We start from the raw sequence: 26,776 nt of genomic DNA, 5'->3' as shown, positions 1-26,776 counted from the left end.
CGATACGGGCACCGCGGCCTGTCAGGCCAACCGCGGTGATAGCATCGCGAGCAAGCCCGCTCCCACAGGGGATTGGCGGATTAGCGCGGCTCGATATGGGCAATCATCAACTGTACGGTTTCGTTGCCGCGAAATTCGTTGAGGTCAAGCTTGTAGGCCAGTTCCACCCAGCGAATGGTCGGGTTCGGCCACACTTCGCGGTCGATCCCGAAAGCAATGCCGTCGAGCTTTACGCTGCCGCATTCGGTCTTGAGCACGACTTTCAAATGCCGCTCCCCCACGATGCGTTGCTCCACCAACTGGAATACCCCGTGGAACAGCGGTTCGGGAAAGTGCTGCCCCCATGGCCCGGCATTGCGCAGGGCACGCGCCAGCTCCAGGTGAAACTCTTCCACTGCCAGGCTGCCGTCAGACAGCATGCGCCCGGTCAGGTCTTCTTCACGCAATTGACGCCGCACTTCAGCATCAAAGGCCTCACAGAACAGCGGGAAGTTAGCCTCAGGCAAAGTCAGGCCAGCCGCCATGGCATGGCCACCGTATTTGCTGATCAAGTCCGGATGCTGTGCAGCCACCACACTCAGTGCATCACGAATATGAAAGCCCGGCACCGATCGGCCGGAGCCCTTGAGCATGCCATCCCCGGCATCGGCAAAGGCAAAAGTCGGGCGGAAGTAACGCTCCTTGAGCCGCGAAGCCAGAATTCCGATCACCCCCTGATGCCACTCGGAATCAAACAGGCACAGGCCAAACGGCATGCTTTCGATCGTCAGGTCCTTGAGCTGGGCCAACGCCTCACGCTGCATGCCCTGCTCGATGGATTTACGGTCCTGGTTCATCTCGTCCAGTTGCGCGGCCATATCCCGTGCGGCATTGGCGTCATCGGTGAGCAGGCATTCGATACCCAGGCTCATGTCGTCCAGGCGCCCGGCGGCATTCAAGCGCGGCCCGAGGATAAAACCCAGGTCGGTGGAGGTAATTTTCGAATGGTCACGCTTGGCCACTTCCAGAATAGCCTTGAGCCCGGGCCGGGCACGCCCGGCACGGATGCGCTCAAGCCCCTGGTGTACCAGGATGCGGTTGTTCGCATCCAGCGGCACCACGTCCGCGACGCTGCCCAGCGCCACCAGATCCAGCAACTCGGCGATATTCGGCGCTTTGCTGTCCTGGTACCAGCCCAGGCTGTTCAAGCGCGCCCGCAAGGCGATCAGCACATAGAAGATCACCCCTACCCCCGCCAGCGCCTTGCTCGGGAACTCGCAGCCGGGCTGGTTGGGGTTGACGATGGCATCCGCGGCCGGCAATTCACTGCCCGGCAAGTGGTGGTCGGTAACCAGCACGCTCAAACCAGCTTTTTTGGCTGCGGCCACACCTTCGATACTGGAGATTCCGTTATCGACCGTGATCAACAAGTGCGGCGTGCGGGTCAGGGCAACTTCGACGATTTCCGGGGTCAGGCCGTAGCCATACTCGAAGCGGTTGGGCACCAGGTAATCGACATGGGCCGCCCCCAGCAGGCGCAGACCGAGCATACCCACGGTGCTGGCCGTGGCACCGTCGGCGTCAAAGTCGCCGACGATCAGAATGCGTTGGCGCTGCTCAAGCGCGACCACCAGCAAGTCCACCGCTGAATCAATGCCCTTGAGCTGCTGATACGGGATCAACCGCGCCAGGCTCTTGTCCAGCTCAGCTTGCGACTGCACACCCCGTGCGGCGTAAAGGCGGGTCAGCAGGGTTGGCATTTCGCCCAGAAAAGGCAGGGGTTCAGGCAATGGACGAGGTTCGATGCGCATAAGCAGGTGGAGAGTCTCTGAGCGTAAAAAAGGGTTGTAACTTAGCCGCGTTCGCCTTGCAGCCACTGCAATTGCACTTCGTGCTGGCCGCGATCGTCGGTCACGAAAATCGTGCCTTCGCTGATCATCACGTCCCACTTGATAACCCGTGGCATATCTTTGGCCAGCACCTCAAGAATCTCTTGCGGAACGGCTGCGATATTGACGTTCTTCAGGTTCTTGATTGCAGGAATCACCTTCCCTTCCCACACACGCAAGCTGCCATAGGCCAGCAGGCTGGTGCGCTCGGTACGGCGCGAGCACCAGGTCAGACGGTCGGCATCGGGCTGTCCGACTTCGATCCAGTGCAGAACACGGTCATCCAGGCTTTTTTCCCACAGGGCCGGTTCGTCTACATCTGACAGGCCTCGACCAAAAGACAGCTGCTCGTTGTACCAAAAAGCGTAGGCCAGAAGGCGCACAGTCATGCGTTCTTCGGTCTCCGAAGGGTGGCGGGCGATGGTCTGCTTGACGCTTTCATAGACCCCGCGATCGAGATCGGTAAGGTTGAGTTCAAACTTGTAGGTCGTGGACGGCTGTGCCATGAACGGGCTTCTTGATACGGAGAAAGGCGACAAGTCTAACCGATACACCGTGATTGAACGAATCGGCCAGCTTCTTGCCAGCCGCCAGCTATGTTAAAAGGCTGTACTCGCTCGCCCTTGGACAAGGATTCCACATGCCGCTCGCCACCAAACCCCTTTCAGGCCTTAAAGTTGTTGAATTGGGTACCCTGATCGCCGGGCCATTTGCATCGCGCATTTGCGCCGAGTTTGGCGCCCAGGTGATCAAGGTCGAATCCCCTGACGGCGGCGACCCGCTGCGAAAATGGCGCAAGCTGTATGAAGGCACATCGCTATGGTGGTTCGTCCAGGCGCGCAACAAAAAATCCCTGACCCTGAATCTAAAACACCCCGACGGTCTGAGCATTCTCAAGGAGCTGCTGACAGACGCCGATATTCTGATCGAAAACTTTCGCCCCGGGGTCCTGGAGAAACTCGGACTGGGTTGGGATGTGCTGCATGCACTGAACCCCAAGCTGGTGATGGTGCGCCTGTCCGGCTTTGGCCAGACCGGCCCGATGAAAGATCAGCCGGGGTTTGGTGCGGTCGGCGAATCCATGGGCGGGCTGCGTTATATCACCGGTTTCGAAGATCGTCCGCCAGTGCGCACAGGCATCTCGATTGGCGACTCGATTGCCGCGCTGTGGGGTGTGATCGGTGCCCTTATGGCTTTGCGTCATCGCGAGGTCAACGGCGGCCAGGGCCAGGTGGTAGACGTGGCGCTCTACGAAGCGATTTTTGCCATGATGGAAAGCATGGTGCCCGAGTTCGATGTGTTCGGTTTCATCCGTGAACGTACCGGCAATATCATGCCGGGTATTACGCCCTCTTCCATCCATACCAGCCTGGACGGCAAGCACGTACAGATCGGCGCCAATGGCGACGCCATTTTCAAGCGCTTTATGCAGATTATCGGGCGCGACGATCTGGCCAACGACCCGGAGCTTGCACACAACGATGGTCGTGACGCACGCCGTGACGAACTGTATGGCGTGATTGACCGCTGGGTCGGCTCGCTGCCGCTGGCCACGGTACTTGAACAACTGGGCGCAGCGCAGGTGCCTGCCAGCCGTATTTTCTCGGCAGAAGACATGTTCAGCGATCCACAGTTTCTGGCCCGTGAAATGTTCCTGCAGGCCAAACTGCCTGACGGTAAAGACTTCAAGATGCCCGGTATCGTGCCAAGGCTCTCCGATACTCCGGGCACGGCAGATTGGGTAGGCCCCGAACTGGGTGCACATAACATCGAGGTGTTGAACAGCCTGGGTTACGACGCTGCAGCAATCGCCAACCTCAAGCAAGCGGGCGCCATCTAGGCGTGTTGCCCATTTTTAGTGGCCACCCAAGGAGATCAGCAGCATGACCCAGCGTTCGACCTTGCGAAGACTTTGGGCAGGCCTGATCACCGCATTGTTTCTGGCCTGGGCCCCTGGCAGTCAGGCAGCACCCACACTCATCTGGTTGTTGCGCGACCTGCCACCGTTAACGGTGTTTCATGGCCCGCAAAAAGGTAAGGGGATAGTCGACCAGGTGATGCCAGCCCTGATCGCAGGCATGCCGCAATACCAGCACGTGATAATGCGGGTTAACCGGGCTCGGGCCCTGCAGATGCTTGAAGAACCCTCGCTGACCTGCGATCCGGCGCTGATCTGGAATCCCGCCCGCGCCCTCTCGATCGTTTACTCCGAGCCCGTTGCGATCATGCACAGCAATGGCATGGCCATACTGCGTGAGAATCAGCATTTGATCGAACCCTTTGTCCATGACGACAAGGTAGACCTGCCGGGGCTGCTCAAGGCGCAAACCCTCAAGCTTGGAGTCATTGCCAAACGCAGCTACGGAGTATTGATTGATAGCCAGCTGAAGCTGAGCCCGCCAGGCCAGATTGTCATGCATTACGGTAACGATCCGTTGGGCAGCCTGCTGCAAATGCAACATGCAGGCCGTATGCCGACGCTATTGGGCTACTGGCCAGAAATCCAGGCCAAGGCCAGTCAGCAAGGTTTGTCATCCGACGAACTGCTGTTTTATCCGATCCAGGGCGCCCCGGAATATCAGTCGATTTACGTTGGCTGCTCGGACACTGCGCAAGGACGTGAGGTCATTCGCAGGTTCAATTCGATACTCACCACATTGGGCTCGCCATCCCTGTCTTACCTGGATGAGCAATGACACGTACGCATAAAAAAACCCCGAGCAGTGGGGAGGCTGCTCGGGGTTTAACAGGGTCATGATAACCCGCTCAACAGGCTACAAGTATCGGAGCAATAAACTTGCTCCTGCTGATGAAAAATCTGACAAACCAAACCTGCTGGAAGTTCCCCCAGTACTGGCAATTAATCTGCATTCGCGCCATCAGCACTTATCTGCTGTAGCTCGAAGGCACCCAACAATTGCCCCAGCGCCCCTATGGTCACGGGTTTTGACAAACACCCCAGCACCCTGAGACCTTGACTGCGGGCCACTCTGGCCGCCCTCTCGACCACCGGAGGTGCAGCAGCACTCAAAATGATCAACGCTGCAGCTTTGCGTTCAAGGGCCAACTCGCTGATCAGCTCCTGCCCTGATGCCCCTTCCATATACAAATCACAAATGGCCACGTCTATGGCACCGCGCCTGAGCAAGGACTCGCGGGCGCAATCAACGCTTTCGGCCGTCAACACGTCAAAAATGCGGAAGGCGTTCAACATCTGATGCAACACCATTAATTGAAACGGGTTGTCTTCAAGAATCAATACTTTTAAAGATCGCATCATGGGCCTTCAGGCATAAACCTAGCGCTACAGAGGAGGTAAACCTTAGTGGGCTCAACACTCAATACACATAGGACATATCTGTAAATACCATAGGAATCCACAACGCCTTTCATTTACTGGATCAAACCAGCTTACTGATCCCACTTTTTAGCTTCAGATTTGTCGAACCATCCTCCTACCAGCCCCTCCAGACGCCCAGTCTCTGAATAAAACGGAACAACCCACTGATAGATTTCCATGCCTCCGGACTTAAACTCCACCCAACGTTTTTGGTAACAGGGTTTGCGGCTTTGAATCATGCGCATTATTTCCCGCTGGAGCTTCTCGGCCAGCTCCTTCGAAAACAAATCAACATCAGTCACCTTTAACCCGCGAATCCGTCCCAACTGGACAGATAAACGCTGCTCATAGCTTTGATTGCAGGTAATCAGCTCTCCCTCCAGGCCAACCACGAAAATCGGGCTGGGAATGCCATCCAGAAAGCGGTGACTGAGCCCCAACTGCTCATTCAGGGTTTTCTCGGATTGACGCGCAATAATCAGTTGCCTGCGCAGAAACCAGTTGTACACAAACAACATAAGCCCGGCCGCAATCAAGACCGCTATCGCCCAATAAAGACGGGCTGAGTGATACAGGCCACTCTCGATGATCAGCGGTTTGCCCACCCCCCCCAGCCACTTGGTTCTCAGCGCCCGAATCTCGGCCATGGGCATGGCTTCCAACGCCTTGTTCATGATGCTGAAAAGCTCCGGGTATAGAACAGGGACCGAAAAGCTGGCGGCAGCCCATTGCCCGTCAACACTGCGTCCGACCTTGAGGCGCCCCGGTGGGTAAAGATGAGCCTGTGTCTCTGTTTGTATCGTCGCATCTGCCTCGCCATTGGCGACCGCGTGACGTGCCTGGGCGTAGGTATCAACCAGATGCAAGGTGATTGCGGGGTATTCACGTCGAATCAAGTCTTCGAGGGCGTGCCTGGCTGGAAGCGCCAGAACCTTGCCGGCCAGTTCGTCCAATGAACCCAGCCGGGAATCATTGACTCGTACAACAAACACCCAGGGTGCCCCACCGTAGGAATAGGTGAAGTTCAAAAAAGCTTTGCGCTCACGATTTCTGGAGAGGCTTGAGTTCATCAGTGCCTCGCCACTTTTGAGCATGTCGAGGATTTGTACCGTTGAAAACGCTTCTTTATGTACAAACTGCAACCCGGTCATGCGAGAAATTCGCGCCAGAATATCCACACTCAGCCCTACCCAACGACCGTCCCCGGTCTTGAATGCGTACAAGGGGAACTGCTGGGTCGCCAGGGCTACAACCGGATTGCGCTGGATCCACTCAAGCTCGCCAGGCAGCAGGTTGATATGCGATTGAACAGCGTGCCCTTCAAGCCCGATGATCCAGCGTGAAAGCACCATGCGCGATGTATTGTCATCAAGGCTGCCCAGCGCGCGGTTGATCAGCAACCCAAGTTCGGGGTCAGAGAGGCGTGTAGCAAATGCAAAACCGGAGGATGGCAAGGCGCTATCACCGATAATGCGCACCCCCGAATGAGGCCGGACACTTTTGAATGACTGCACGATAAGTTCATTGCCGATAAACCCGTCGATATCCCCCTCAACCAGCGCGTCCATTGCATTATGCAGGTCACTGATGGTGGTGATTTCACTGTCAGGGTAAAACGCCTGGGCGGTATGAATATCGACGTAGCCCTCCATAAAGCCGATTTTTTTCCCGACCCAGTTTTTGACCGGCTCTTCCTCACATGAGCGACAAACGATAACCAGTCGATCAGTCATGTACTCCCGGGAAAAAGCTACACCTTCAATCCCTCGCTCAAACCCGCTGGCGCTGGCCAGAATATCGATATTGCCGGCCAGCAGCTCTGCAACGGCCTGATCACGACGCCTGTAGCCCGGGACTTCAACAGGCACGCCCAACGTGTCTCGAACGATGCTCAGGTAATCTGCGCTGATGCCCTGATAGTTATTGCGGTCGTCGGTGATGTCGACCGGTTCGTAATCACCGATGGCGATACCAACCCGTAGCGTTCCATGATTGGCCAGCCATTGCCGCTCCGGGGCATCCAGTTGCAGAGGCTGGATATCCACAAAGCGTGTTGCGAGCCTGAAAGGCGTTCCGGAAGCGCCCATCACCGGCAGGGCCAGGCTCAACAAGGCCATGCCCAGCACTATGCGCATCCATGATTCAAATGTCTGGTGAATACGTGACATGACAGCATCCTTGACCGGGTATTCGCCAGCACAGAAGGGGCGAAGACCTGGCAAGTTTGCCATGCACCAATAAAAAAGCCCGTCAGATGACGGGCTTCAAATTACGTAAGACGAATGCCGTTAAAGCGGCTTGCCACGGTTGCCATGCTGGCTGACAAAGCCCTGGACAGCCTTGAGGTCATTAGCCAGTACGGTGTAACGCTCCTCTCGCTCAAACAAGTCAGAAAGGTGAGACGGCAGTTCGAGCGCTTTTCCTATGCCGGCTTTTTCAACCGCTTCAGGGAACTTGACCGGATGTGCCGTGCCCAGAATGACCATCGGGATATCCAGACTGCGACGGCATTCACGGGCCGCACGCACGCCGATAGCGGTGTGCGGATCGAGCACTTCGCCGCTTTCGACAAATACCTGAGCGATGGTTTCGCAGGTTTGCTCATCATCAACCGCCAGCGAATCAAACAGACGACGCGCTTCGGTCCAGCGATCTTCATCAACGCTGAAATTGCCGGTTTGCTTGAAGGTATCCATCAGACCGGCAACGGCTGCGCCATTGCGACCATGAAGGTCGAACAGCAAGCGCTCGAAGTTCGACGACACCATGATGTCCATCGACGGCGACAGAGTCGCGTGCAAGGTGTCCTTGGCGTACTGATTGCCGCTCATGAAGCGGTGCAGGATGTCGTTGCGGTTGGTGGCAACGATCAGCTGGTTGATCGGCAGGCCCATGTTGCGTGCCAGGTAGCCCGCAAAGATGTCGCCGAAGTTGCCGGTAGGCACCGAGAACGACACGGAACGGTGTGGCCCGCCCAGTTGCAGGGAGGCATGGAAGTAGTAAACGATCTGGGCCATGATCCGCGCCCAGTTGATCGAGTTTACGGCGACCAGGCGTGTACCCTTGAGGAAACCCTGGTCGGCGAAGCTGGCCTTGACCATTTCCTGGCAGTCATCGAAGTTGCCTTCGATGGCGATGTTATGAATGTTGTCACCGAACAGCGTGGTCATCTGCCGACGCTGGACTTCCGATACCCGGTTGTTGGGGTGCAGGATAAAGATGTCGACGTTTTCGCAATGCTTGCAGCCTTCGATCGCCGCCGAACCGGTATCCCCGGAAGTCGCGCCGACAATCACTACACGCTCGCCACGTTTTGCCAGCACGTAATCGAGCAAGCGGCCGAGCAGTTGCAGGGCAAAGTCCTTGAACGCCAGGGTCGGACCGTGGAACAGCTCAAGTACCCATTCATTGCCATTTAGCTGACGCAGTGGCGCTACAGCTGCGTGGGAAAACGCGCCGTAGGTTTCTTCGAGAATCTTTTTGAAGTCTGAATCCGGAATGCTGCCGGTCACGAACGGGCGCATAACCCGAAAGGCCAGTTCGTGGTAAGGCAAACCGGCCCAGGAAGCGATTTCTTCCTGGGTAAAGCGCGGCAGGTTTTCCGGTACATACAAACCGCCATCACTGGCCAGACCGGCCAGCAACACATCTTCAAAATTCAGGGCCGGTGCCTGGCCACGGGTACTGATATAGCGCATGGGTTCAAACCTTCGGTTTGAGCGCCAAGCGGTTTAGCGCCAGGCAACAAGTAAAAGCCGATGTGCTCTTGCTTGCCGCTTGCCGCTGCCGCTTGCCGCTCTTAATTAATTAAGATGCTCAACGCGGATGCGAACGACCGGACCCACAACGCCCTGCAATGCTTCAAGCGCGGCAATGGCATCGTTGATGTGCTGTTCAATTACCCGATGGGTCAACAGGATCATTGGCACCAGGCCGTCATGCTCTTCGACTTCTTTCTGCATGATCGATTCGATATTGATGCCGCGCTCGGACAAGATGCTCGCCACCTGGGCCAATACGCCCGGGTGATCTTTGGCCTGGATGCGCAGGTAGTAGGCGCTTTCGCACGCTTCGATCGGCAGGATCGGATGGTCGGAGAGCAGATCCGGCTGGAAGGCCAGGTGCGGTACGCGGTTTTCCGGGTCGCTGGTCATGGCACGCACCACGTCTACCAGGTCGGCAACCACGGACGAAGCCGTTGGTTCCATACCGGCGCCAGCACCATAGAACAGGGTCGAACCGGCAGCGTCACCGTTGACCATGACTGCGTTCATTACACCGTTGACGTTGGCGATCAGGCGGTCAGCCGGAATCAGCGTCGGGTGAACCCGCAACTCGATGCCGTTGGCCGTGCTGCGTGCAACACCCAGATGCTTGATGCGATAACCCAGCGCCTCTGCGTAATTCACATCAGCGGTTGTCAGCTTGGTGATGCCTTCGGTGTAGGCCTTGTCGAACTGCAACGGGATACCGAAAGCAATCGACGCCAGAATGGTCAGCTTGTGCGCCGCATCGATACCTTCAACGTCAAACGTCGGGTCTGCCTCGGCATAACCCAGCGCTTGTGCTTCAGCCAGCACGTCTTCGAACGTACGGCCTTTTTCGCGCATTTCGGTGAGGATGAAGTTACCGGTACCGTTGATGATGCCCGCCACCCAGTTGATACGATTGGCCGAGAGACCTTCACGGATCGCCTTGATCACCGGGATACCGCCTGCAACGGCCGCTTCGAACGCCACGATCACGCCCTTTTCCTGGGCTTTGGCGAAGATTTCATTACCGTGAACGGCAATCAGCGCCTTGTTCGCGGTCACGACATGCTTGCCGTTTTCGATGGCCTTGAGCACCAGTTCACGGGCGATGGTGTAACCACCAATCAGCTCGATAACAATGTCGATTTCAGGGTTGGTCGCAACAGCGAATACATCGTTGGTAATGGGGGTACCGGTAATGTCGCACTGAGGGTTTGGCGTACGCATTGCAATTTGCGCAACCTGGATACCACGCCCGGCACGGCGGGCAATCTCCTCGGCGTTACGCTTTAGTACGTTGAAGGTGCCGCCACCGACGGTCCCGAGCCCACAGATACCTACTTTGACCGGATTCACGCTGAACTCCCCATAAAACGGCCGACTCAAGGTCGGCCGTGAAAAACAACCGTGGATTGCCACGGTTCTCTATTAATGGCCGGGCAACTGAACTGCCCCGCCATGATCGTCACAGGCTTATCGTGACGACACTGGATTATTTAACACTGAGTGCCAGCTTGCCAACCTGCGCAGCAGGCTGATAACCCGGAATCACCTGACCGTCAGCCAAAACGATGGCTGGCGTGCCATTGACGCCGATGGACTGGCCCATGGCGAACTGCTTGGCAACCGGATTGGCGCATTTTGGCGCCTCGACGGTTTTACCATCAGTCATCTTGTCCATCGCCGTTTTTTTGTCCTTGGAACACCACACCGCCTGCAGCTGCTGGTCACCCGGTGAGCCGAGGCCCTGACGCGGGAACGCAACATAGCGCACTTCAATCCCCATCTTGTTCAGTTGCGGGACTTCGGCATGCAATTTGTGGCAATACGGGCAAGTGGTGTCGGTAAATACCGTGATATGCGACTTGGTTTCGCCGATGGCAGGGTAAACGACGGTCTCTGCCACCGGAATGCCATTAATCAACTTGGCCACGCCAACACGTTCGGCCTGCTCGGTCAGGTTCACCGGCTTGCCGTCCTTGAGCTGGAACATGTAGCCCTGAACGATGAACTGGCCATCGGCACTGGCATACAGCACGCGGCTGCCCTTGAGCTTGACTTCATACAGGCCGGCCATGGGACTGGCACTGATGCTCTCGACCGGCACATCCAGTTGCAGGGTTTCGAGGCTCTTGCGGATTGCTTGTTCGGCGCCGGTATCGGCGAACGAGAAGGTGCTGACCAACGCAATGGCTGCGGCGGCGAAAATCTGGATCACACGCATGGGAACTCCTGAAGACGGGCAAAGCTGCCAACCCCGATACCCGTCCTGAAACAACGGGTTTGGGCGGCGCGCTTTCTAAACCGGCAAAGCCTACCACAGATGGCCTGCATGACCGACTCCGACTAGCCACGCGGGTGATGGAGGGCATGCAGGTCCTGCAGTCGGGCACGGGCAACATGGGTGTAAATCTGCGTCGTCGAGAGGTCGCTGTGCCCCAGCAGCATTTGCACCACACGCAAATCGGCGCCGTGATTGAGCAAATGGGTGGCGAAGGCATGGCGCAAGGTATGTGGCGACAGCGACTTGTCGATCCCGGCCACCCTGGCCTGATGCTTGATGCGATGCCAGAAGGTCTGGCGGGTCATCTGTTCACCGCGCTGACTGGGAAATAGCACATCACTGGGGCGACCGCCCAGCAGCTCATGCCGGGCATCGCGCATGTAGCGCTCGACCCGGACGATGGCCTCCTCCCCCATCGGCACCAGGCGTTCCTTGCTGCCCTTGCCCATCACGCGCAAAACGCCCTGGCGCAGGTTGACCTGCTCCAGGGTCAGGCTGATCAATTCGGTTACGCGCAGGCCACAGGCATACAGTACTTCAAGCATGGCCCGATCACGCTGGCCGATGGCCTCACTCAGATCAGGGGCGGCGAGCAGCGCTTCTACGTCTGCCTCTGACAGGGACTTGGGTAATGGCCTGCCCAACTGGGGCATATCGACCTGCAAGGTAGGGTCGACGGCAATCAGGTTTTCTCGCAGCAGATAACGATAGAAGCCACGCAAACCTGAGAGCAAGCGCGCAGTCGAGCGAGGCTTGTAGCCCTGCTCCAGGCGCCAGGCGAGATGATCGAGGATCAACTCGCGCCCGGCGCTGGCCACAGCGATACCGCGCTCCTGCAACCAGCCATTGAATAAGGCCAGGTCACTGCGATAAGCACCGCGGGTGTTGTCCGACAAGCCTTTTTCCAGCCACAGGGCATCCAGAAAACGGTCGATAAGTGGGTCGTCTATAGCGGGCATTGGCTCTCGAAACGCACAGGCCGGAGGCTGCGCACAAATATAAAGTGAACTGCAAAAGTGAGCGCTAGTCTTTCATGGCTGGCGGATGCCATAAACCCCAAGTTTTCACAGGATGACCTTATGACCGAACAACAGATTTTGCTGTCTTTCGGCGGCATCGGCATCGCTGCCCTGGGCTCACAGTGGCTGGCCTGGCGACTGAAGCTGCCGGCCATCCTGTTTCTGCTGTTGAGCGGGATCCTGGTCGGCCCGGTATTGGGCTGGCTGGACCCGCAAGAATTGTTCGGCCCGCTGCTGATGCCGCTGGTCTCACTGGCGGTGGCGCTGATTCTGTTTGAAGGCAGCCTGACCCTGCATTTGTCCGAGTGGCGCGAAATCGGCACTGTGGTCCATCGGCTGGTCACTATCGGTGCGCTCTCGACCTGGGCCGTGATCACCCTGGCGACCCATTGGCTACTGGGCTTTGACTGGCTTCTGGCCTTGCTGTTCGGCACGCTGACACTGGTCACCGGGCCTACGGTGATTGTGCCGATGCTGCGCGTAGTACGGCCCAAGGCATCGATTGCCAATATCCTGCGCTGGGAAGGCATTGTCATCGACCCGATTGGCGCGCTGCTGGCGGTGGTGGTCTACAGCTTTATCATCGCCAGCGCCACGGGCGAAGGCCTGAACCACAGCCTGCTGACCTTTGCCGGGGTGATTGTATGCGGCAGCTTGTTCGGCATTGTAGGTGGCTGGATCATGGGGCAGATCGTACGCCGCCAATGGCTGCCGGAGTACCTGCGCAGCCTGGCCACGCTGGCAGCAGTGCTGGGCGTATTTATTGGCGCCAATACGGTGATGCATGAGTCCGGACTGCTGGCGGTCACCTTGATGGGCATGTGGATGGCCAATATGAAGGGGGTGGATGTACGCAACATCCTGCACTTCAAGGAAAACCTGAGCATCTTCCTGATCTCGGGGCTGTTTATCCTGCTGGCGGCGCGCCTGGACTTGAACGCCATGATCGGCCTGGGGCCTGTGGTGCTGGTGTTGCTGCTGATTATTCAATTTATCGCCCGGCCGCTGAACGTGGTGATTTCGACCTTTGGCTCAAAACTGAACTGGCGCGAACGCGCCTTGCTCGCCTGGATCGCCCCACGCGGGATCGTCGCGGCAGCCGTTTCAGCAATTTTTGCGATCCGCCTGGACGAAGCAGGCCATGACGGCGCGCTGCTACTGGTGCCCCTGACCTTTGCAGTGATCATCGGTACGGTGGTGCTGCAAAGCGCGACGGCACGGCCCCTGGCCCGCCTGCTCAAAGTGGCGGAGCCGGCCCCCAGCGGCTTTTTGATCGTTGGCGCCAATGGCCCGGCCCGGGTTATTGGCAAGGCATTGCAGCAACTGGGCAGCCGCGTACTGCTAACCGATTCCAACTGGGAACACATTCGCGCCGCGCGCATGGACAACTTGCCCACTTACTTTGGCAATCCGGCTTCAGAGCATGCCGAGAGTCACCTGGATCTGGTGGGGCTGGGGCATTTGCTCGCACTGTCACCCTCTGGCGAGTTGAATACCCTGGCAGCGGCACGCTTTCATCACGAGTTCGGGCTGCAGCGCTTGTTTACACTGACCAATGGCCAGGAAATTCGTCGCACTGACAAGCATCGCGCCAGCCACGAGTACCGCGGTCAAGCCCTGGGCAACCCGGCGCTGACCTACGGCCAGCTCGCCAGTGAGTTGAGCCAGGGAGCCGAGCTGTACAGCACCACACTGACCGACAACTTCACCTGGGCGGACTACCTGGCCCTGCATGGCAAGCGCGTCACCCTGCTCTTCGCCCGCGACAACACTGGCTGGGTGCATGTAGTGACACCTGACAGTGAATTGAAACCAGGCTCCGGCTGGACGCTGCTGGCGTTGATCAGGCACCCGTAGCAGCTGTTACGAGGCAAACCCTGGCAACACCGGTACCGGGCGCTTGTCATCATCGATGGCGACAAAGCTGAACAAGCCCTGGATCGCCAGTTCGCGACCATCGCAGCTCATGCTTTCGACATACACCTCGACCTCAACCTTGAGGCTGGTGTTGCCAACTTTAACCACACGCCCCACCAGCTCAACGATGGAGCCAGCCGCGATCGGATGGTTGAAATCAATACGGTCCGTGGACACAGTCACCAACGGCAGACGACAAAAACGCGTTGCGGCAATAAACGAAACTTCGTCCATCCACGCCAGCGCGGTGCCGCCAAACAGGGTGTTGTGGTGATTGGTGGTAGAGGGGAATACCGCTTTGGTAATACGGGTAACGGAGAGGTCGGTACGGCGTTGAATCTCTTGCTCACGCGAAGTCATGCTTTCTTACTACCTACAACTGGACAAAGGTCTGACAAATCTCAGGCAACAAAAAAGCAGCCCGAAGGCTGCTTTTTTCTGCATCGGGAAGCTGGACTTAAGCCAGTTTTTCCTTGATGCGAGCTGCTTTACCCGACAGGTCGCGCAGGTAGTACAGCTTGGCTTTACGCACGTCACCGCGACGCTTAACAGCCATGCTGTCGATTTGCGGGCTGTAGGTCTGGAAAGTACGCTCTACGCCAACACCGTTGGAGATTTTACGAACAGTGAAAGCACTGTTCACGCCACGGTTACGCTTGGCAATCACTACACCTTCGAAAGCTTGCAGACGCGAACGATCGCCTTCCTTCACTTTCACCTGAACGACAATGGTGTCGCCCGGGGCAAAAGGAGGGATCTCTTTAGTCATCTGCTCTGCTTCGAGTGCAAGGATGATTTTGTTAGTCATGCTGTGCTCCTAAGGTAGATCAACTGATCTACCATCGATACGTTGTTAACTATCGTCCCGCTCGCGGATGTATTCCTCGAGCAGCTTCTTCTCTTCTCCAGAAAGCGAGCGGCTTTCCAGAAGATCGGCGCGTCGTTCAAAGGTCCGCCCAAGGGACTGCTGTAAACGCCAACGCCGGATGTGTGCATGATTGCCACTAAGCAATACGTCGGGAACACGCTGATCCGCATACACCTCCGGTCGGGTGTAGTGCGGGCAATCCAGCAGACCATCCGTGAAGGAATCTTCCTCCGCGGAGTCCGCATGCCCTAAAGCTCCAGGCAGCAGTCGTGTAACCGCATCAATCAGAACCATCGCCGGCAGCTCGCCACCAGAGAGTACATAGTCACCAATTGACCACTCTTCATCGACATAAGCGTCTATAAAACGCTCGTCAATGCCTTCATAACGACCTGCAATAAGGATTAATGCTTCCTCATTCGCCAGCTCGCGTACCGCCGACTGATTCAGTTGACGGCCTTGGGGCGACAGGTAAATCACCTTCGCCGCCTCTCCGGCTGCTTCTCTGGCCTGAACCAGTGCATCTTCCAGAGGCTTGATCTTCATCACCATGCCCGGACCACCGCCAAATGGGCGATCATCCACAGTGTGATGCCGATCCGTTGTGTAGTCTCGCGGGTTCCAACAAGTCAGCTGCAAGAGCCCTTGTTTCACCGCACGACTAGTGATGCCGTAGTCGCTGATGGCGGAAAACATTTCGGGAAACAAACTGATCACTTCTACGCGCAATTTAGCCACGCTTAGAAGTCCGCATCCCAATCCACCTTCATCTCGCCAGCTGCAAGGTCGACGCTCAACACGCATTGCTCTGTATAGGGCAACAAGCGATCACGATCATCCAGGCTACCTGGGCAAGGTTTGACTTCCATGACATCGTTCGAGCCAGTTTCCATCAGGTCAACAATCTTGCCGAGCAATTGCCCTTCAAGGTTGGTCACTTTCAGTCCCTGCAGCTGGTACCAGTAGTACTCGCCGTCGGTCAGCTCAGGAAACAGGTTACGCGGCACGCAGATTTCGAATTCACGAAGAAGACCAGCTTCATCACGGTCATCGAGACCCTTGAGCTTTACAACCAGAAACTTGCCGTTATGAGAACGGCCACTGACCAGCTCTGCCTGTCGTACATCATTACCGCGCCGAAGCGTCAGTTTTTTGTAGTCCAACAGGTTATCAATTGGATCCGTAAAGGAATAAACCTTCACTTCGCCGCGCACGCCGTGAATCGAGTAGATTTTGCCGATAACGATCAAATCATCAGCAGTTTCAGGCGTCACGCTCATATTGCTCAGGCCGCAGCCTTAGCGTTTTCTTTAACCAGCTGAGCAACACGCTCAGACAGTTGAGCACCAACGCTCAGCCAGTAGGCGAGGCGGTCTTCTTTAACGGAGAAACGGATTTCCTGACCACGGGCAACCGGGTTGAAGAAACCAATTTGTTCCTTGTGGGAACCGTCACGTGGGTTACGGCTGTCGGTAACGGTCAAGTGGTAAAACGGGCGCTTTTTGGAGCCGCCAAGGGCAAGACGGATTGTTAGCATGTGAACATCGTTCCTGTAGTCGGTGCTGCAAATCTAAAGGCACAGCGGGCATAGGTGCCCGAAAGGCCGCATATTCTAAGGAATATCCGGACTTTTGCAAATGTCTTTTTCTGGCGCCTATCGGCATGCCGTACAGACTTGCAACTAGGTCACCACGAATGGTGACAGGTCAGCTCCCGCACAGTGCGGGTTTGCCGGGTGTCTCGCATTGCTGCGAGTTGCCCGGACGCAAGCGTCCGGGCGGGTAAATTACATTTTTGGCATGCCGCCGCCGGGCATCATCGAGCCCATGCCGCGCATCATTTTCGCCATCCCACCTTTGGTGGAGAATTTTTTCATCATCTTTTGCATCTGCTTGTGCTGCTTGATCAAGCGGCCGATGTCCTGCACCTGAGTGCCGGAGCCCATGGCAATCCGGCGTTTGCGCGAACCGCTGATCAGCTCAGGGTCGCGGCGCTCGGCCGGGGTCATGGAGTTGATGATGGCTTCCATCTGCTTGAACTGTTTCTCAGCTGCGCCCTGGGCATTGCCCATTTGCGCCAGATTGACACCACCCATGTTCGGCAGTTTGTCCATGAGGCCGCCAAGGCCACCCATGTTCTTCATCTGTTGCAGCTGGTCGCGGAAGTCTTCGAGATCGAAGCCTTTGCCTTTTTTAAGCTTTTTAGCCAGTTTGTCGGCTTTGTCTTTATCGAGGGTCTGTTCGGCCTGCTCGATCAGGCTGAGCACGTCGCCCATGCCGAGGATGCGCGAAGCGATACGATCCGGGTGGAACGGCTCGAGCGCATCGCTCTTCTCACCCATACCGATGAACTTGATCGGCTTGCCGGTAATGGCTCGCACGGACAACGCCGCACCACCCCGGGCATCACCGTCGACCTTGGTCAGGATCACCCCGGTCAGCGGCAATGCATCACCGAACGCCTTGGCGGTGTTGGCCGCATCCTGGCCAGTCATGGCGTCGACGACAAACAGGGTTTCTGCCGGCTTGACGGCCGCGTGCAGCTCCTGGATCTCGGTCATCATCTCGGCATCGATATGCAGGCGACCTGCGGTATCGAGGATGACCACGTCGATGAACTTCAGCTTGGCTTCCGCAATGGCGGCGCGAGCGATGTCTACCGGCTTCTGGCTCAGGTCGGACGGGAAGAAGGTTACGCCGACTTCATTGGCCAGGGTTTCGAGCTGTTTGATCGCAGCCGGACGATAAACGTCGGCCGAGACCACCATCACGGTTTTCTTTTTGCGCTCTTTAAGGAAGCGCGCCAGCTTGCCGGCAGTCGTGGTTTTACCAGCGCCCTGCAAACCGGCCATCAATACAACGGCTGGCGGCGTGACATTAAGGACCAGGTCCTCGTTGGCAGCGCCCATCAGGCTTTCAAGTTCAGCCTGAACAATTTTTACAAACGCCTGGCCCGGCGTCAGGCTGCGCGACACTTCAGTGCCGACAGCGCGCTCTTTGACCGCAGCGACGAAGTCTTTGACCACTGGCAAAGCCACGTCGGCTTCCAGCAACGCCATGCGTACTTCACGCAGGGTGTCTTTGATATTGTCTTCGGTCAGCTTGGCCTTGCCGGTGACATGGCGCAGCGTCTGCGAAAGACGGTCGGTTAAATTTTCAAACATGCGCGATCCTTTCAGGCCCAAAGTAGACCGGGGTTATTGCGGCCCAGCCCGTGTAAAACTGATGCTCGGCGAGCCTGCGGCGTGGGCAGGTCGCGGATTATAGCGAAGACTGGCCGTGTCCGACACCATGCCGTCGGCTTATGTGGTCTTTCGTGCACAGGCGGTTGTATGCCAAACTCAGTCCTTTCGGGCTTGCCTAACAGGATTTATGCTCCCCTTGTCACCCAGTTTGCTACCCAGCCTCGCCGCCGCCTGCTTGTATGCCGCTGCGACCTTCTATCAGGGCTCTTGTCTGCGCCAGGGCGCAAAGGCAAACAAACGCCTGTTGGTGACGCTCGGCATTCTTGCCGTACTCGCCCACGCCGCCAGCCTGTTCACCCACCTGATGACGCCTGCAGGCCTTGAACTGGACTTCTTCAGTGCAGCCAGCCTGATTGCCGTGGCCGTGATTACCGTGACCCTGGCGGCCTGCGCCCGCATACCGGTCGAGAACCTGCTGCTGCTTTTATACCCGCTGGGCATGCTGACAGTACTGCTGTCCGAATTCGCCCCGCCCGGCACGGTTCAGGTCATTAATGAAGAGCCAGGCATACTCGCGCATATCCTGCTGTCGATTCTGGCCTATGGCATGTTCACCATTGCGGTGTTCCAGGCGCTGTTGCTGTCGCTGCAGAACTATCAGCTCAAGCACAAGCATCCCAAGGGCCTGATCAAGAACTTCCCGCCACTGCAAACCATGGAAAGCCTGCTGTTCGGCTTTCTCTGGGCCGGCTGGTCGCTGCTTTCGCTGTCCCTGGTTTCCGGTTGGCTGTTTCTGGGCAACCTGTTCGCCCAGCACCTGGTGCACAAGACCCTGCTGGCCTGCCTGGCCTGGATCGTATTCAGCGTGTTGCTGTGGGGCCGTCACCACCTCGGCTGGCGCGGTCACAAGGCCATCCGCTGGACCTTTGCCGGTTTTTGCCTGCTGATGCTGGCCTACTTTGGCAGCAAGCTGGTTCGTGAATACATTCTGCATATCTGACGGGCGATAATTATGGATAGCTTGCCCCCTGGGCCGATTCTGACAATTTCGGCACTATTGATCGCAGGAGCCGCTGTATTTATCGGCTTTATACTGGGCAAAAGCAGTGCCCGCGCCAGGCGCACCAACGCCCAGCAGCTGCGAGAGGAGGCCCCCCAGCAACAGGACGAGCAGCCCAACAGCCGCCCGGCCCTGCTATCAGGCATCCATGCGCTGGACAACATCACGGTCAACGATATCCTGATCCCGCGCAACGAAGTCGAAGGCCTGAACCTCGACGACCCGATCGAAGACCTGATTGAGCAGTTGCGCCAGACCTCGCGCACACGCCTGCCGGTGTTTCACAACGACATCAACCAGGTCGAAGCCATCCTCAATACCCGCCACATCCAGCACATGCTGCCCGACGCCAGCCTGACCAAAGAAGCACTGCTGGCCGTTTGCCACGAACCTTACTTCATCCCCGAAAGCACCCCGCTGCAACTGCAACTGCTTAACTTCCACAAGCAGCAGCGCCGCCTGGGCGTGGTGGTCGATGAATACGGCGAAGTGCTTGGCATCGTGACGCTTGAGGACATCCTCGAAGAGATCGTCGGCGAGTTCGAAGACGAGCAGAATATCGATAACCCCCATATCGACCCCCTGCCCGACGGCCGTTATGTTGTCGATGGTGCAGCCTCCATTCGCGAGCTGAACAAGGCCCTGGGCTGGCACCTGCCCTGCGACGGCCCGAAAACCCTCAATGGCCTGGTCACCGAAGCGCTGGAAACCATCCCCGAGACCACCGTGTGCCTGAAAATCGGCGGCTATCGCCTGGAGATCCTCCAGACCGAAGAAAACCGCGTCAGCCGCGTACTGATCTGGCACAACAGCGTCAAGCCCGCGGTTTAATCGCCGCGCAAGGTCTTGTTACATTTGAGCGGGCCTCCCTATAATCATCATCGCTTACCCAAGCCTCGCCAACACGCGTGTTACCCGCACCCAGCGCTGTCGGCGCGTTGTATGACGCAGTACCTGCGTACGTTCCCATCCTGAACTGCGCTTGCACCCTGTTATCCCTCAGGGCCAACGACCATAAAAATTGCTCGCCATGTCGCACCGCCAAAGCGGACATCGGCACAGGGCTCATAACTGTCAGGGATATACGCATGACCTCCAGCACAACCTATAGCGAAGCTACGCCCGACAAGCCGGCCAACTCCGCCACCCGCGTCGCCACGGCCAGCTTTATTGGCACTGCCATCGAGTTCTACGACTTTTATGTGTATGCCACCGCCGCTGCACTGGTGATAGGCCCGGTATTTTTTCCGCAGACATCCGGTACCGCACAAATGCTGTCGGCGTTTCTGACCTTCGGCATCGCCTTTCTCGCCCGCCCGCTGGGCTCATTCCTGTTTGGCCACTTCGGTGACCGCATCGGACGCAAATCCACCCTGGTGGCCTCACTGCTACTGATGGGCGTGTGCACCACATTGATCGGGGTGCTGCCGGGCTACGCCACAATCGGCGCCTGGGCCCCGATCCTGCTGTGCGTGCTGCGCTTCGGCCAGGGCCTGGGGCTGGGTGGCGAATGGGGCGGCGCGGCATTGCTGGCCACCGAGAACGCCCCCAAGGGCAAGCGCGCCTGGTATGGCATGTTTCCGCAACTGGGGCCTTCGATCGGTTTTCTGGCGGCCAATGGCCTGTTTCTGATTCTGGCCATGAGCCTGAGCGATGAGCAGTTCCGCTCCTGGGGCTGGCGCATCCCCTTCCTGCTTAGCGCAGCGCTGGTGATGGTGGGTCTGTATGTACGCCTGAAGCTGGAAGAGACACCGGTGTTTGCCAAGGCCGTAGCACAGCACGAGCGGGTGAAAATGCCCATCGTCGAACTCTTCAGCCAATACTGGGCACCGATGCTGCTGGGCGCCGCTTCGATGGTGGTGTGTTACGCACTGTTCTATATCTCGACAGTGTTTTCCCTGAGCTATGGCGTCGCCACCCTGGGCTATACCCGCGAAACCTTCCTCGGCCTGCTGTGTTTTGCCGTGCTGTTCATGGCGGCGGCCACACCTCTGTCGGCCTGGGCCAGTGACCGTTATGGACGCAAGCCGGTGCTGATAGTCGGTGGCGTGCTGGCGATCTTGTCAGGTTTTCTGATGGAGCCTCTGCTCACCCACGGCACCACCTGGGGTGTGGCGCTGTTCCTGTGCATCGAGCTGTTTTTGATGGGCGTGACCTTTGCCCCGATGGGTGCCCTGCTCCCTGAACTGTTCCCGACCCGCGTGCGCTATACCGGCGCGTCGGCGGCTTACAATCTGGGTGGCATTGTCGGAGCTTCCGCTGCACCTTTTTTTGCGCAAAAGCTGGTGAGCATGGGGGGGTTGAGCTGGGTAGGCGGGTACGTGTCGGGCGCAGCGATTCTCAGCCTGATTGCCGTGCTGTGCCTGAAGGAAACGAAAGAGGCTGACCTGAACAAGGTGGCTTGAAGAAACACTTAACCTGTGGGAGCGGGCTAGCTCGCGATTGCAACGCCTCGGTACATCAGATGTACCGGGGCAATTGAATCGCGAGCTAGCCCGCTCCCACAATGGTTTTTACAGCTCTACAACTACTGCCTTGGCCGCGCGGGTCGCTTTGGCGCGAGCGGCTTCAATCGACTCATCGCGAGCCAGGGCCACGCCCATGCGACGCTGGCCGTTGACCTCTGGCTTGCCGAACAGGCGCAATGCGGTGTCCGGTTCGCTCAGGGCAGCACCCAGGTTGGCGAATGCAGTCTGGGTCGACTGACCTTCTACCAGAATCACCGCCGAAGCCGATGGCCCGAACTGACGAATCAATGGAATCGGCAGGCCGAGAATGGCGCGAGCATGCAATGCGAACTGCGACAGATCCTGAGAAATCAATGTCACCAGGCCGGTATCGTGCGGGCGCGGCGACACTTCGCTGAACCACACCTGATCGCCCTTGATAAACAACTCAACGCCAAATAGACCACGACCACCCAGCGCTTCAGTAACAGCCTTGGCGACACGCTCGGACTCGGCCAGCGCGATCGGACTCATTGCCTGCGGCTGCCAGGATTCCTGGTAATCGCCCTTCTCCTGTCGGTGACCAACCGGTGCGCAGAACGTGGTACCGCCAATATGGCGCACGGTCAGCAAAGTAATTTCGTAATCGAAGTCGATAAAGCCTTCGATAATGACCCGACCCTTGCCCGCACGACCGCCTTCCTGCGCGTAGTCCCACGCAGCCTTAACCTCCTCAGCACTGCGCAGCAGGCTCTGGCCCTTGCCTGACGAACTCATCACCGGCTTGACCACGCACGGGAAGCCCAGATCCAGCACGGCGGCGCTGTAGTCTTCAAAGGTGTCGGCAAAATGGTACGGCGAGGTTGGCAGGTCCAGCTCTTCGGCTGCCAGGCGACGAATGCCTTCGCGGTTCATGGTCAACGACGTGGCACGCGCCGTCGGAATAACGGTGAAACCTTCAGCTTCCAGCTCCACCAGGGTGGCGGTGGCGATGGCTTCGATTTCCGGAACGATAAAGTGCGGTTGTTCTGCTTCGATGACGGCACGCAGGGCGGCGCCGTCAAGCATGTTGATCACATGGCTGCGATGGGCAACCTGCATGGCAGGTGCATTGGCGTAGCGATCGACGGCGATCACTTCGACCCCCAGGCGCTGCAATTCGATGACAACTTCTTTGCCCAGCTCACCGCAGCCACACAACATGACGCGGGTCGCAGTGGGCGACAGTGGAGTTCCGATACGGGTCATTTCAGGTCCTCAAGGAAACAAAATCATCGAAGGCACTGACCAAGCCAGCGCCTGCAGGGGGATACAAAGGCCGGCATTTTACATGACTAGACCGAGGCTTTGCGCAAACGCCAGGCCATTGCCAGCCATACGCAGGTGACGCCGGCGAATTTCGAGGCCATGGCGGTAATGATCACGCCAGGGGTGAAGGCATCGATCATGCCGAAGAAGATAAAGGTGTCGATCGGGATGCTCAGCGCAGAGCTGATCCACAAGCGGTCATGCAAAGGCCGCTTGGTGATGCTGAAGACCAGCCAGTCGATGCACTCGGACACGGCGAAGGCAGTGGCGCTGGCCAGTGCAATGGAAGGATCGGAGGTGACGTACGACAACACCAGGGCCGCCAGCATGGCCAGCAGGGCACCGTGACCGAATCGGGTTTGCACCATGTCGCGCAATACAAACACCAGGCCACCCCAGGCTGACCAGATGATGTCCAGGTGCGGCGCAGTGGAAAACGCGTAGTTGATCAGCACGACGCTGGCGATATAAGCGACAAGAAACAGCATGGCAGCGGGCGACACCTCTAAATAAGGCGCACAGGGTACTTGAGTCGCAGTCGATTTTGTACCCGCGACATCCCCCTGCGGGAGCGGGCTTGCTCACGATGACATCAGCGCAGTTTGCCTGACAGGCCGTGGCGCCTGCATCGCGAGCAAGCCCGCTCACACAATAAAGAAGCGTTGTCAGCTACCGGAACCCAACATCCACACCACACCACTGGCTTTGGCCCGCTCATGGCACTGCACTAGCACCTCACGGCGCTCCGGGTTGGTCATGCGGCTCCAGCGGGTGATTTCCGCCACGGTACGCTGGCAGCCACTGCACACATCGTCGTCGTCCAGCGCGCAGATATTCACACAGGGCGAGGCGACCGGGCGCTCTGCTTCTGTCATTGCTCTTGCACCTGAAGGTCACGGGCATATCGCTGGCCGTTCTTGACGTAGTGGGCCGCGCTGGCTTCCAGCAATTTTTTCTGCTCATCCGTCAGGTCACGTACCACCTTGCCCGGCGACCCCATGACCAGCGAGCCGTCCGGGATTTCCTTACCTTCGCCAATCAACGAGTTGGCGCCAATGATGCAATGCTTGCCGATTTTCGCGCCATTGAGGATCACCGCATTGATACCGATCAGGCTGTAATCGCCCACCGTACAACCATGCAACATGGCGTTATGACCGATGGTCACGCCCGTGCCAAGTGTGAGCGGATAGCCCATGTCGGTATGCATCACCGCGCCATCTTGCACATTGCTGTGCTTGCCGATCAGGATCAGTTCGTTATCGCCACGCAACACGGCGTTAAACCAGACACTGGCGCCCTCTTCCAGGCTCACCTTGCCGATCAGGGTGGCATTGGGTGCGGTCCAGCTTTCGGGATGGGTTTCGACGAACGAGTCGCCCAGGCGGTATTTCATGGGATGTCCTCAAGGCAGGCGTGGCCGTCTGCTGACGGCTCTAAATTGGAATGGAACGTTCAGGCGGGGTATGCAGGTTGATATTGACGTCGTCATAGAGCAGGTTCATCAGCTCCACGATCATGATGGCCGTCAGCCCCCAGATTTTATACACGCCAAAACGGTAGCTCGGCACGTACCAGCTACGGCCCTGGTAGTCGATGCGATGAGTGTGCTCACGCGGGTCCTGGCGGAAGAACTCCAGCGGCACGCTGAATACCGCGGCGATTTCGGCGTCATTGGCCAGATACTCAACGTAATCCGGGACCAGACCGACATAAGGCGTTACGCGAATACCGTGTAACGAGATCAAGGGACTCAGCGGCCCGATCACCTCGACCAGCCCCGGCGGCAAGCCGATTTCTTCTTCGGCCTCACGCAGGGCGGTGAACACTAGGTCGGGGTCTTCCGGGTCGCGGCGACCGCCCGGAAAAGCCACTTCACCACCGTGGGTCGACAACCCGCTGGCACGCAGGGTGAGAATCAGCTCAGGCTCAGAACTGCGTGTGACCGGCAACAACACCGCAGCTTCCGGGTAATTCCGTTCTGTTTCCAGCGTCCGTGGGGTATAGCGGCTCACACGGCCAAGCAGCTCGTCCAGCATAGGTCATCTCGATCCGGCACTTATCGGGCATCATGCACCAAATCGCACCGGGCACCCAAGTCCTACAGTGTCGCAGCCCGCCAGACCACACTTGCCGCGAGCCCGCCTCAGCCCCCAAGATAGGCAACGAGCCAGAGACCACAGCATGAAATTTTGTAGCCAGTGCGGCCACTCCGTCAGCCAGCATATCCCGCAAGGCGATTCGCGCCTGCGCTATGTCTGCGACCACTGCCAGACCATTCATTATCAAAACCCCAATATTGTCGCCGGTTGCGTGCCCGTGTGGGGCACACAAGTGCTGCTGTGCCGTCGCGCCATCGAACCGCGCAAAGGCTACTGGACACTGCCCGCAGGCTTTATGGAGAACGGCGAGACGGTTGAAAACGCGGCCCGACGCGAAACCCTGGAGGAAGCCTGTGCCGTGGTTGAGAACCTGGCCATCTACACCCTGATCGATGTGCCGCATATCAATCAGGTGCATATTTTCTACCGCGCCGACCTGCTGGGCCCGAACTTCGCAGCCGGTGAAGAGAGCCTGGAAGTGCGCCTGTTTGAAGAAGTCGACATCCCTTGGTCAGAGCTGGCTTTCCGCACGGTCAGCCGTACCTTAGAATCCTTTTTCGCTGACCGCCCGGGCGCTCACTACCCCGTACGCAGCGAGGCTGTAGCACCGCTGGCCAGCCTGAAGACCGCCCAAAAATAATGCTGCTTGCCTTGTAACTCAGGAATGTTCCTCTAATGCGTTGGTTGCTCGCTGCTCTATGCCTGTCATTTGCCGTTACCTGCCAGGCCTCTGTTGTCATAACCGTAAACGGCAAACCCGTTGATAAAAACCAGGTCCTGAAACCCGCCCCTTCGTCGCTTCCGGTACGTCCCGGGCAGAATATCGACAAGGTGCTGGTCATCAAGTCTGCCCGCAAGCTGGAGCTGATCAGCAACGGCAAACCGGTCAAGACCTACCGCATCTCCCTGGGCAAACAACCCAAGGGCCCAAAAGTACGCGAAGGGGACAAACGCACTCCCGAGGGCATCTACTGGGTCGACTGGCGCAAAAAAAGCGACAAGTTCAACCTGGCGATGCACATCAACTACCCCAACATCAGCGACGCTGCCACGGCCCGGCGTGAAGGCCTGAACCCGGGCTCGATGATCATGATCCACGGCACCCCGGACAGCGAAGACAACCCCGAGGAACTGTTCCATACCCTGGACTGGACCGATGGGTGTATCGCGATGAAAAACCACGAAATGCGTGAAGTCTGGAACCTCGTTCCAGACGGCACCATGGTTGAAATCCGCCCGTAGCCAGCTGTCATACGAGCAACAAAAAACCCGCTGACCGGTAACGGTTCAGCGGGTTTTTTATATGACTTGTGGCTAGAAATCAGCCAGTTGCCACACTTCGTACGCAGGGGTTTCATACGGGTGGCTGTGCTTGAGCGCAGCCACCACGGCCTGAATCAGATCATCGGCGACGACCAGCTCAACCTTCCACTCCCCCACATACTCGACCTGACCAGTTTGCCCGATGAACGGCTGGCTGCCGTCCAGCGCGCGAAACTGGCCCTGGCCCATGGTCTGCCAGGCGCAGTGGTCATAGCTGCCGATCCGTCCGCCACCGGCAGCGAATACGGCATCCTTGACCACGTCCACATGGCTCGGAGGAACGAAAAAGCTGAGCTTGTACATG

27 protein-coding genes and 1 pseudogene are annotated in these 26,776 nt (G+C 57.9%); 8 read left to right on the top strand and 20 right to left on the bottom strand.

The window, feature by feature from the left end; all coding sequences use genetic code 11:
* Nucleotides 1–80: 80 nt before the first annotated feature.
* The gene (recJ, locus tag GHN92_RS01235) at nucleotides 81–1,790 is read right to left on the bottom strand and encodes a single-stranded-DNA-specific exonuclease RecJ (protein WP_095023040.1); all 1,710 of its coding nucleotides are present in this window, start codon (nucleotides 1,788–1,790) and stop codon (nucleotides 81–83) included.
* A gap of 41 nt (nucleotides 1,791–1,831) precedes the next feature.
* Entirely contained in the window at nucleotides 1,832–2,374 is a 543-nt protein-coding gene (locus GHN92_RS01230) for a YaeQ family protein (RefSeq protein WP_016781928.1), read from the bottom strand.
* A gap of 134 nt (nucleotides 2,375–2,508) precedes the next feature.
* On the opposite strand from GHN92_RS01230, the gene GHN92_RS01225 reads away from it, so the two are divergent.
* Nucleotides 2,509–3,708: a CaiB/BaiF CoA-transferase family protein gene (locus tag GHN92_RS01225; protein ID WP_095018197.1), complete on the top strand. Its 1,200-nt coding sequence runs from the start codon at nucleotides 2,509–2,511 to the stop codon at nucleotides 3,706–3,708.
* Nucleotides 3,709–3,751: 43 nt separating this feature from the next.
* A complete protein-coding gene (locus GHN92_RS01220) occupies nucleotides 3,752–4,564 on the top strand; it encodes a TIGR02285 family protein (RefSeq protein ID WP_153379156.1) in 813 nt (270 codons plus the stop codon).
* A 164-nt stretch (nucleotides 4,565–4,728) separates the two neighbouring features.
* Here the strand turns inward: GHN92_RS01220 and GHN92_RS01215 are convergent, their stop codons facing one another.
* The 6 genes from GHN92_RS01215 to xerD all read right to left on the bottom strand — a co-directional run bounded on the left by GHN92_RS01215 (nucleotide 4,729) and on the right by xerD (nucleotide 12,203).
* Nucleotides 4,729–5,148 carry a response regulator gene (locus GHN92_RS01215; RefSeq protein WP_095001258.1) on the bottom strand — a complete coding sequence of 140 codons (420 nt, stop codon included), beginning with the start codon at nucleotides 5,146–5,148 and terminating at the stop codon, nucleotides 4,729–4,731.
* Nucleotides 5,149–5,279: 131 nt separating this feature from the next.
* Nucleotides 5,280–7,376, bottom strand: a complete 2,097-nt coding sequence (locus tag GHN92_RS01210) for a transporter substrate-binding domain-containing protein (RefSeq protein ID WP_153379155.1) — start codon at nucleotides 7,374–7,376, stop codon at nucleotides 5,280–5,282.
* A gap of 120 nt (nucleotides 7,377–7,496) precedes the next feature.
* Nucleotides 7,497–8,906 (bottom strand): threonine synthase, encoded by a 1,410-nt coding sequence (thrC, locus tag GHN92_RS01205; RefSeq protein ID WP_133144292.1) that lies wholly within the window; start codon nucleotides 8,904–8,906, stop codon nucleotides 7,497–7,499.
* A gap of 105 nt (nucleotides 8,907–9,011) precedes the next feature.
* Nucleotides 9,012–10,316: a homoserine dehydrogenase gene (locus GHN92_RS01200; RefSeq protein ID WP_016781922.1), complete on the bottom strand. Its 1,305-nt coding sequence runs from the start codon at nucleotides 10,314–10,316 to the stop codon at nucleotides 9,012–9,014.
* A 136-nt stretch (nucleotides 10,317–10,452) separates the two neighbouring features.
* Nucleotides 10,453–11,184, bottom strand: a complete 732-nt coding sequence (locus tag GHN92_RS01195) for a DsbC family protein (protein WP_095001255.1) — start codon at nucleotides 11,182–11,184, stop codon at nucleotides 10,453–10,455.
* 122 nt (nucleotides 11,185–11,306) lie between these two features.
* A complete protein-coding gene (xerD, locus tag GHN92_RS01190) occupies nucleotides 11,307–12,203 on the bottom strand; it encodes a site-specific tyrosine recombinase XerD (protein ID WP_095001254.1) in 897 nt (298 codons plus the stop codon).
* Nucleotides 12,204–12,323: 120 nt separating this feature from the next.
* On the opposite strand from xerD, the gene GHN92_RS01185 reads away from it, so the two are divergent.
* A complete protein-coding gene (locus GHN92_RS01185; RefSeq protein ID WP_153379153.1) occupies nucleotides 12,324–14,120 on the top strand; it encodes a sodium:proton antiporter in 1,797 nt (598 codons plus the stop codon).
* Nucleotides 14,121–14,126: 6 nt separating this feature from the next.
* Here GHN92_RS01185 and GHN92_RS01180 read toward each other — a convergent pair whose 3' ends face one another.
* The 6 genes from GHN92_RS01180 to ffh form a co-directional block, all read right to left on the bottom strand.
* Complete coding sequence (locus tag GHN92_RS01180; RefSeq protein WP_095001252.1) at nucleotides 14,127–14,540, bottom strand: acyl-CoA thioesterase; 414 nt, start codon at nucleotides 14,538–14,540, stop codon at nucleotides 14,127–14,129.
* Between the two features lie 97 nt (nucleotides 14,541–14,637).
* Nucleotides 14,638–14,988 carry a 50S ribosomal protein L19 gene (rplS, locus tag GHN92_RS01175; protein WP_003440273.1) on the bottom strand — a complete coding sequence of 117 codons (351 nt, stop codon included), beginning with the start codon at nucleotides 14,986–14,988 and terminating at the stop codon, nucleotides 14,638–14,640.
* A 45-nt stretch (nucleotides 14,989–15,033) separates the two neighbouring features.
* Nucleotides 15,034–15,786, bottom strand: a complete 753-nt coding sequence (gene trmD / locus GHN92_RS01170; RefSeq protein ID WP_003440270.1) for a tRNA (guanosine(37)-N1)-methyltransferase TrmD — start codon at nucleotides 15,784–15,786, stop codon at nucleotides 15,034–15,036.
* A 2-nt stretch (nucleotides 15,787–15,788) separates the two neighbouring features.
* Nucleotides 15,789–16,328, bottom strand: a complete 540-nt coding sequence (gene rimM, locus GHN92_RS01165) for a ribosome maturation factor RimM (protein ID WP_048363294.1) — start codon at nucleotides 16,326–16,328, stop codon at nucleotides 15,789–15,791.
* Between the two features lie 5 nt (nucleotides 16,329–16,333).
* On the bottom strand, nucleotides 16,334–16,585 hold the full coding sequence (rpsP, locus tag GHN92_RS01160; RefSeq protein WP_095001251.1) for a 30S ribosomal protein S16: 252 nt from the start codon (nucleotides 16,583–16,585) through the stop codon (nucleotides 16,334–16,336).
* 249 nt (nucleotides 16,586–16,834) lie between these two features.
* Entirely contained in the window at nucleotides 16,835–18,211 is a 1,377-nt protein-coding gene (ffh, locus tag GHN92_RS01155) for a signal recognition particle protein (RefSeq protein ID WP_095001250.1), read from the bottom strand.
* A gap of 208 nt (nucleotides 18,212–18,419) precedes the next feature.
* Here ffh and GHN92_RS01150 point away from each other — a divergent pair, with 208 nt between their 5' ends.
* The 3 genes and pseudogenes from GHN92_RS01150 (at nucleotide 18,420) to GHN92_RS01140 (ending at nucleotide 21,697) form a co-directional block, all read left to right on the top strand.
* Entirely contained in the window at nucleotides 18,420–19,232 is an 813-nt protein-coding gene (locus GHN92_RS01150) for an inner membrane protein YpjD (RefSeq protein WP_095001249.1), read from the top strand.
* 186 nt (nucleotides 19,233–19,418) lie between these two features.
* Nucleotides 19,419–20,123 (top strand): annotated as a pseudogene (locus GHN92_RS01145) (transporter associated domain-containing protein); the annotation flags it as partial.
* Nucleotides 20,124–20,380: 257 nt separating this feature from the next.
* Nucleotides 20,381–21,697: an MFS transporter gene (locus GHN92_RS01140; RefSeq protein WP_095001248.1), complete on the top strand. Its 1,317-nt coding sequence runs from the start codon at nucleotides 20,381–20,383 to the stop codon at nucleotides 21,695–21,697.
* A gap of 108 nt (nucleotides 21,698–21,805) precedes the next feature.
* On the opposite strand, the gene purT is transcribed toward GHN92_RS01140, so the two are convergent.
* The 5 genes from purT to GHN92_RS01115 all read right to left on the bottom strand — a co-directional run bounded on the left by purT (nucleotide 21,806) and on the right by GHN92_RS01115 (nucleotide 25,086).
* A complete protein-coding gene (gene purT, locus GHN92_RS01135) occupies nucleotides 21,806–22,987 on the bottom strand; it encodes a formate-dependent phosphoribosylglycinamide formyltransferase (RefSeq protein ID WP_133144293.1) in 1,182 nt (393 codons plus the stop codon).
* 86 nt (nucleotides 22,988–23,073) lie between these two features.
* A complete protein-coding gene (locus GHN92_RS01130) occupies nucleotides 23,074–23,535 on the bottom strand; it encodes a VUT family protein (RefSeq protein WP_095018202.1) in 462 nt (153 codons plus the stop codon).
* A 177-nt stretch (nucleotides 23,536–23,712) separates the two neighbouring features.
* Complete coding sequence (locus GHN92_RS01125; protein WP_095018203.1) at nucleotides 23,713–23,922, bottom strand: DUF1289 domain-containing protein; 210 nt, start codon at nucleotides 23,920–23,922, stop codon at nucleotides 23,713–23,715.
* The gene (locus GHN92_RS01120; RefSeq protein WP_153379151.1) at nucleotides 23,919–24,443 is read right to left on the bottom strand and encodes a gamma carbonic anhydrase family protein; all 525 of its coding nucleotides are present in this window, start codon (nucleotides 24,441–24,443) and stop codon (nucleotides 23,919–23,921) included. The genes GHN92_RS01125 and GHN92_RS01120 overlap by 4 nt, the downstream gene beginning before the upstream one ends.
* Before the next feature lie 40 nt (nucleotides 24,444–24,483).
* Nucleotides 24,484–25,086 carry a CoA pyrophosphatase gene (locus GHN92_RS01115; protein WP_095001244.1) on the bottom strand — a complete coding sequence of 201 codons (603 nt, stop codon included), beginning with the start codon at nucleotides 25,084–25,086 and terminating at the stop codon, nucleotides 24,484–24,486.
* 145 nt (nucleotides 25,087–25,231) lie between these two features.
* Here GHN92_RS01115 and GHN92_RS01110 point away from each other — a divergent pair, with 145 nt between their 5' ends.
* The gene (locus GHN92_RS01110) at nucleotides 25,232–25,789 is read left to right on the top strand and encodes an NUDIX hydrolase (protein WP_133144294.1); all 558 of its coding nucleotides are present in this window, start codon (nucleotides 25,232–25,234) and stop codon (nucleotides 25,787–25,789) included.
* A gap of 35 nt (nucleotides 25,790–25,824) precedes the next feature.
* On the top strand, nucleotides 25,825–26,391 hold the full coding sequence (locus tag GHN92_RS01105; RefSeq protein WP_095001242.1) for a murein L,D-transpeptidase family protein: 567 nt from the start codon (nucleotides 25,825–25,827) through the stop codon (nucleotides 26,389–26,391).
* Between the two features lie 72 nt (nucleotides 26,392–26,463).
* Here GHN92_RS01105 and GHN92_RS01100 read toward each other — a convergent pair whose 3' ends face one another.
* A complete protein-coding gene (locus tag GHN92_RS01100) occupies nucleotides 26,464–26,775 on the bottom strand; it encodes a YqfO family protein (protein WP_095001241.1) in 312 nt (103 codons plus the stop codon).
* Nucleotide 26,776: the final 1 nt, after the last annotated feature.

It is taken from the genome of Pseudomonas sp. FSL R10-2964 (assembly GCF_009600035.1).
Classification (GTDB): domain Bacteria; phylum Pseudomonadota; class Gammaproteobacteria; order Pseudomonadales; family Pseudomonadaceae; genus Aquipseudomonas; species Aquipseudomonas bubulae.
Note: the sequence above shows the minus strand (reverse complement) of the source record. Positions and strands in the feature narration are given on the sequence as shown.

Coding starts and splice junctions, on each gene's coding strand:
- GHN92_RS01220 (WP_153379156.1), top strand. CDS start 3,752: ATGACCCAGCGTTCGACCTTGCGAAGACTTTGGGCAGGCCTGATCACC.
- GHN92_RS01210 (WP_153379155.1), bottom strand. CDS start 7,376: ATGTCACGTATTCACCAGACATTTGAATCATGGATGCGCATAGTGCTG.
- GHN92_RS01120 (WP_153379151.1), bottom strand. CDS start 24,443: ATGAAATACCGCCTGGGCGACTCGTTCGTCGAAACCCATCCCGAAAGC.
- GHN92_RS01110 (WP_133144294.1), top strand. CDS start 25,232: ATGAAATTTTGTAGCCAGTGCGGCCACTCCGTCAGCCAGCATATCCCG.
- GHN92_RS01215 (WP_095001258.1), bottom strand. CDS start 5,148: ATGATGCGATCTTTAAAAGTATTGATTCTTGAAGACAACCCGTTTCAA.
- GHN92_RS01125 (WP_095018203.1), bottom strand. CDS start 23,922: ATGACAGAAGCAGAGCGCCCGGTCGCCTCGCCCTGTGTGAATATCTGC.
- GHN92_RS01180 (WP_095001252.1), bottom strand. CDS start 14,540: ATGACTTCGCGTGAGCAAGAGATTCAACGCCGTACCGACCTCTCCGTT.
- recJ (WP_095023040.1), bottom strand. CDS start 1,790: ATGCGCATCGAACCTCGTCCATTGCCTGAACCCCTGCCTTTTCTGGGC.
- GHN92_RS01140 (WP_095001248.1), top strand. CDS start 20,381: ATGACCTCCAGCACAACCTATAGCGAAGCTACGCCCGACAAGCCGGCC.
- GHN92_RS01150 (WP_095001249.1), top strand. CDS start 18,420: ATGCTCCCCTTGTCACCCAGTTTGCTACCCAGCCTCGCCGCCGCCTGC.
- xerD (WP_095001254.1), bottom strand. CDS start 12,203: ATGCCCGCTATAGACGACCCACTTATCGACCGTTTTCTGGATGCCCTG.
- GHN92_RS01195 (WP_095001255.1), bottom strand. CDS start 11,184: ATGCGTGTGATCCAGATTTTCGCCGCCGCAGCCATTGCGTTGGTCAGC.
- GHN92_RS01230 (WP_016781928.1), bottom strand. CDS start 2,374: ATGGCACAGCCGTCCACGACCTACAAGTTTGAACTCAACCTTACCGAT.
- GHN92_RS01105 (WP_095001242.1), top strand. CDS start 25,825: ATGCGTTGGTTGCTCGCTGCTCTATGCCTGTCATTTGCCGTTACCTGC.
- GHN92_RS01185 (WP_153379153.1), top strand. CDS start 12,324: ATGACCGAACAACAGATTTTGCTGTCTTTCGGCGGCATCGGCATCGCT.
- ffh (WP_095001250.1), bottom strand. CDS start 18,211: ATGTTTGAAAATTTAACCGACCGTCTTTCGCAGACGCTGCGCCATGTC.
- rimM (WP_048363294.1), bottom strand. CDS start 16,328: ATGAGCGTGACGCCTGAAACTGCTGATGATTTGATCGTTATCGGCAAA.
- thrC (WP_133144292.1), bottom strand. CDS start 8,906: ATGCGCTATATCAGTACCCGTGGCCAGGCACCGGCCCTGAATTTTGAA.
- GHN92_RS01100 (WP_095001241.1), bottom strand. CDS start 26,775: ATGTACAAGCTCAGCTTTTTCGTTCCTCCGAGCCATGTGGACGTGGTC.
- purT (WP_133144293.1), bottom strand. CDS start 22,987: ATGACCCGTATCGGAACTCCACTGTCGCCCACTGCGACCCGCGTCATG.
- rplS (WP_003440273.1), bottom strand. CDS start 14,988: ATGACTAACAAAATCATCCTTGCACTCGAAGCAGAGCAGATGACTAAA.
- GHN92_RS01115 (WP_095001244.1), bottom strand. CDS start 25,086: ATGCTGGACGAGCTGCTTGGCCGTGTGAGCCGCTATACCCCACGGACG.
- GHN92_RS01225 (WP_095018197.1), top strand. CDS start 2,509: ATGCCGCTCGCCACCAAACCCCTTTCAGGCCTTAAAGTTGTTGAATTG.
- GHN92_RS01130 (WP_095018202.1), bottom strand. CDS start 23,535: ATGCTGTTTCTTGTCGCTTATATCGCCAGCGTCGTGCTGATCAACTAC.
- rpsP (WP_095001251.1), bottom strand. CDS start 16,585: ATGCTAACAATCCGTCTTGCCCTTGGCGGCTCCAAAAAGCGCCCGTTT.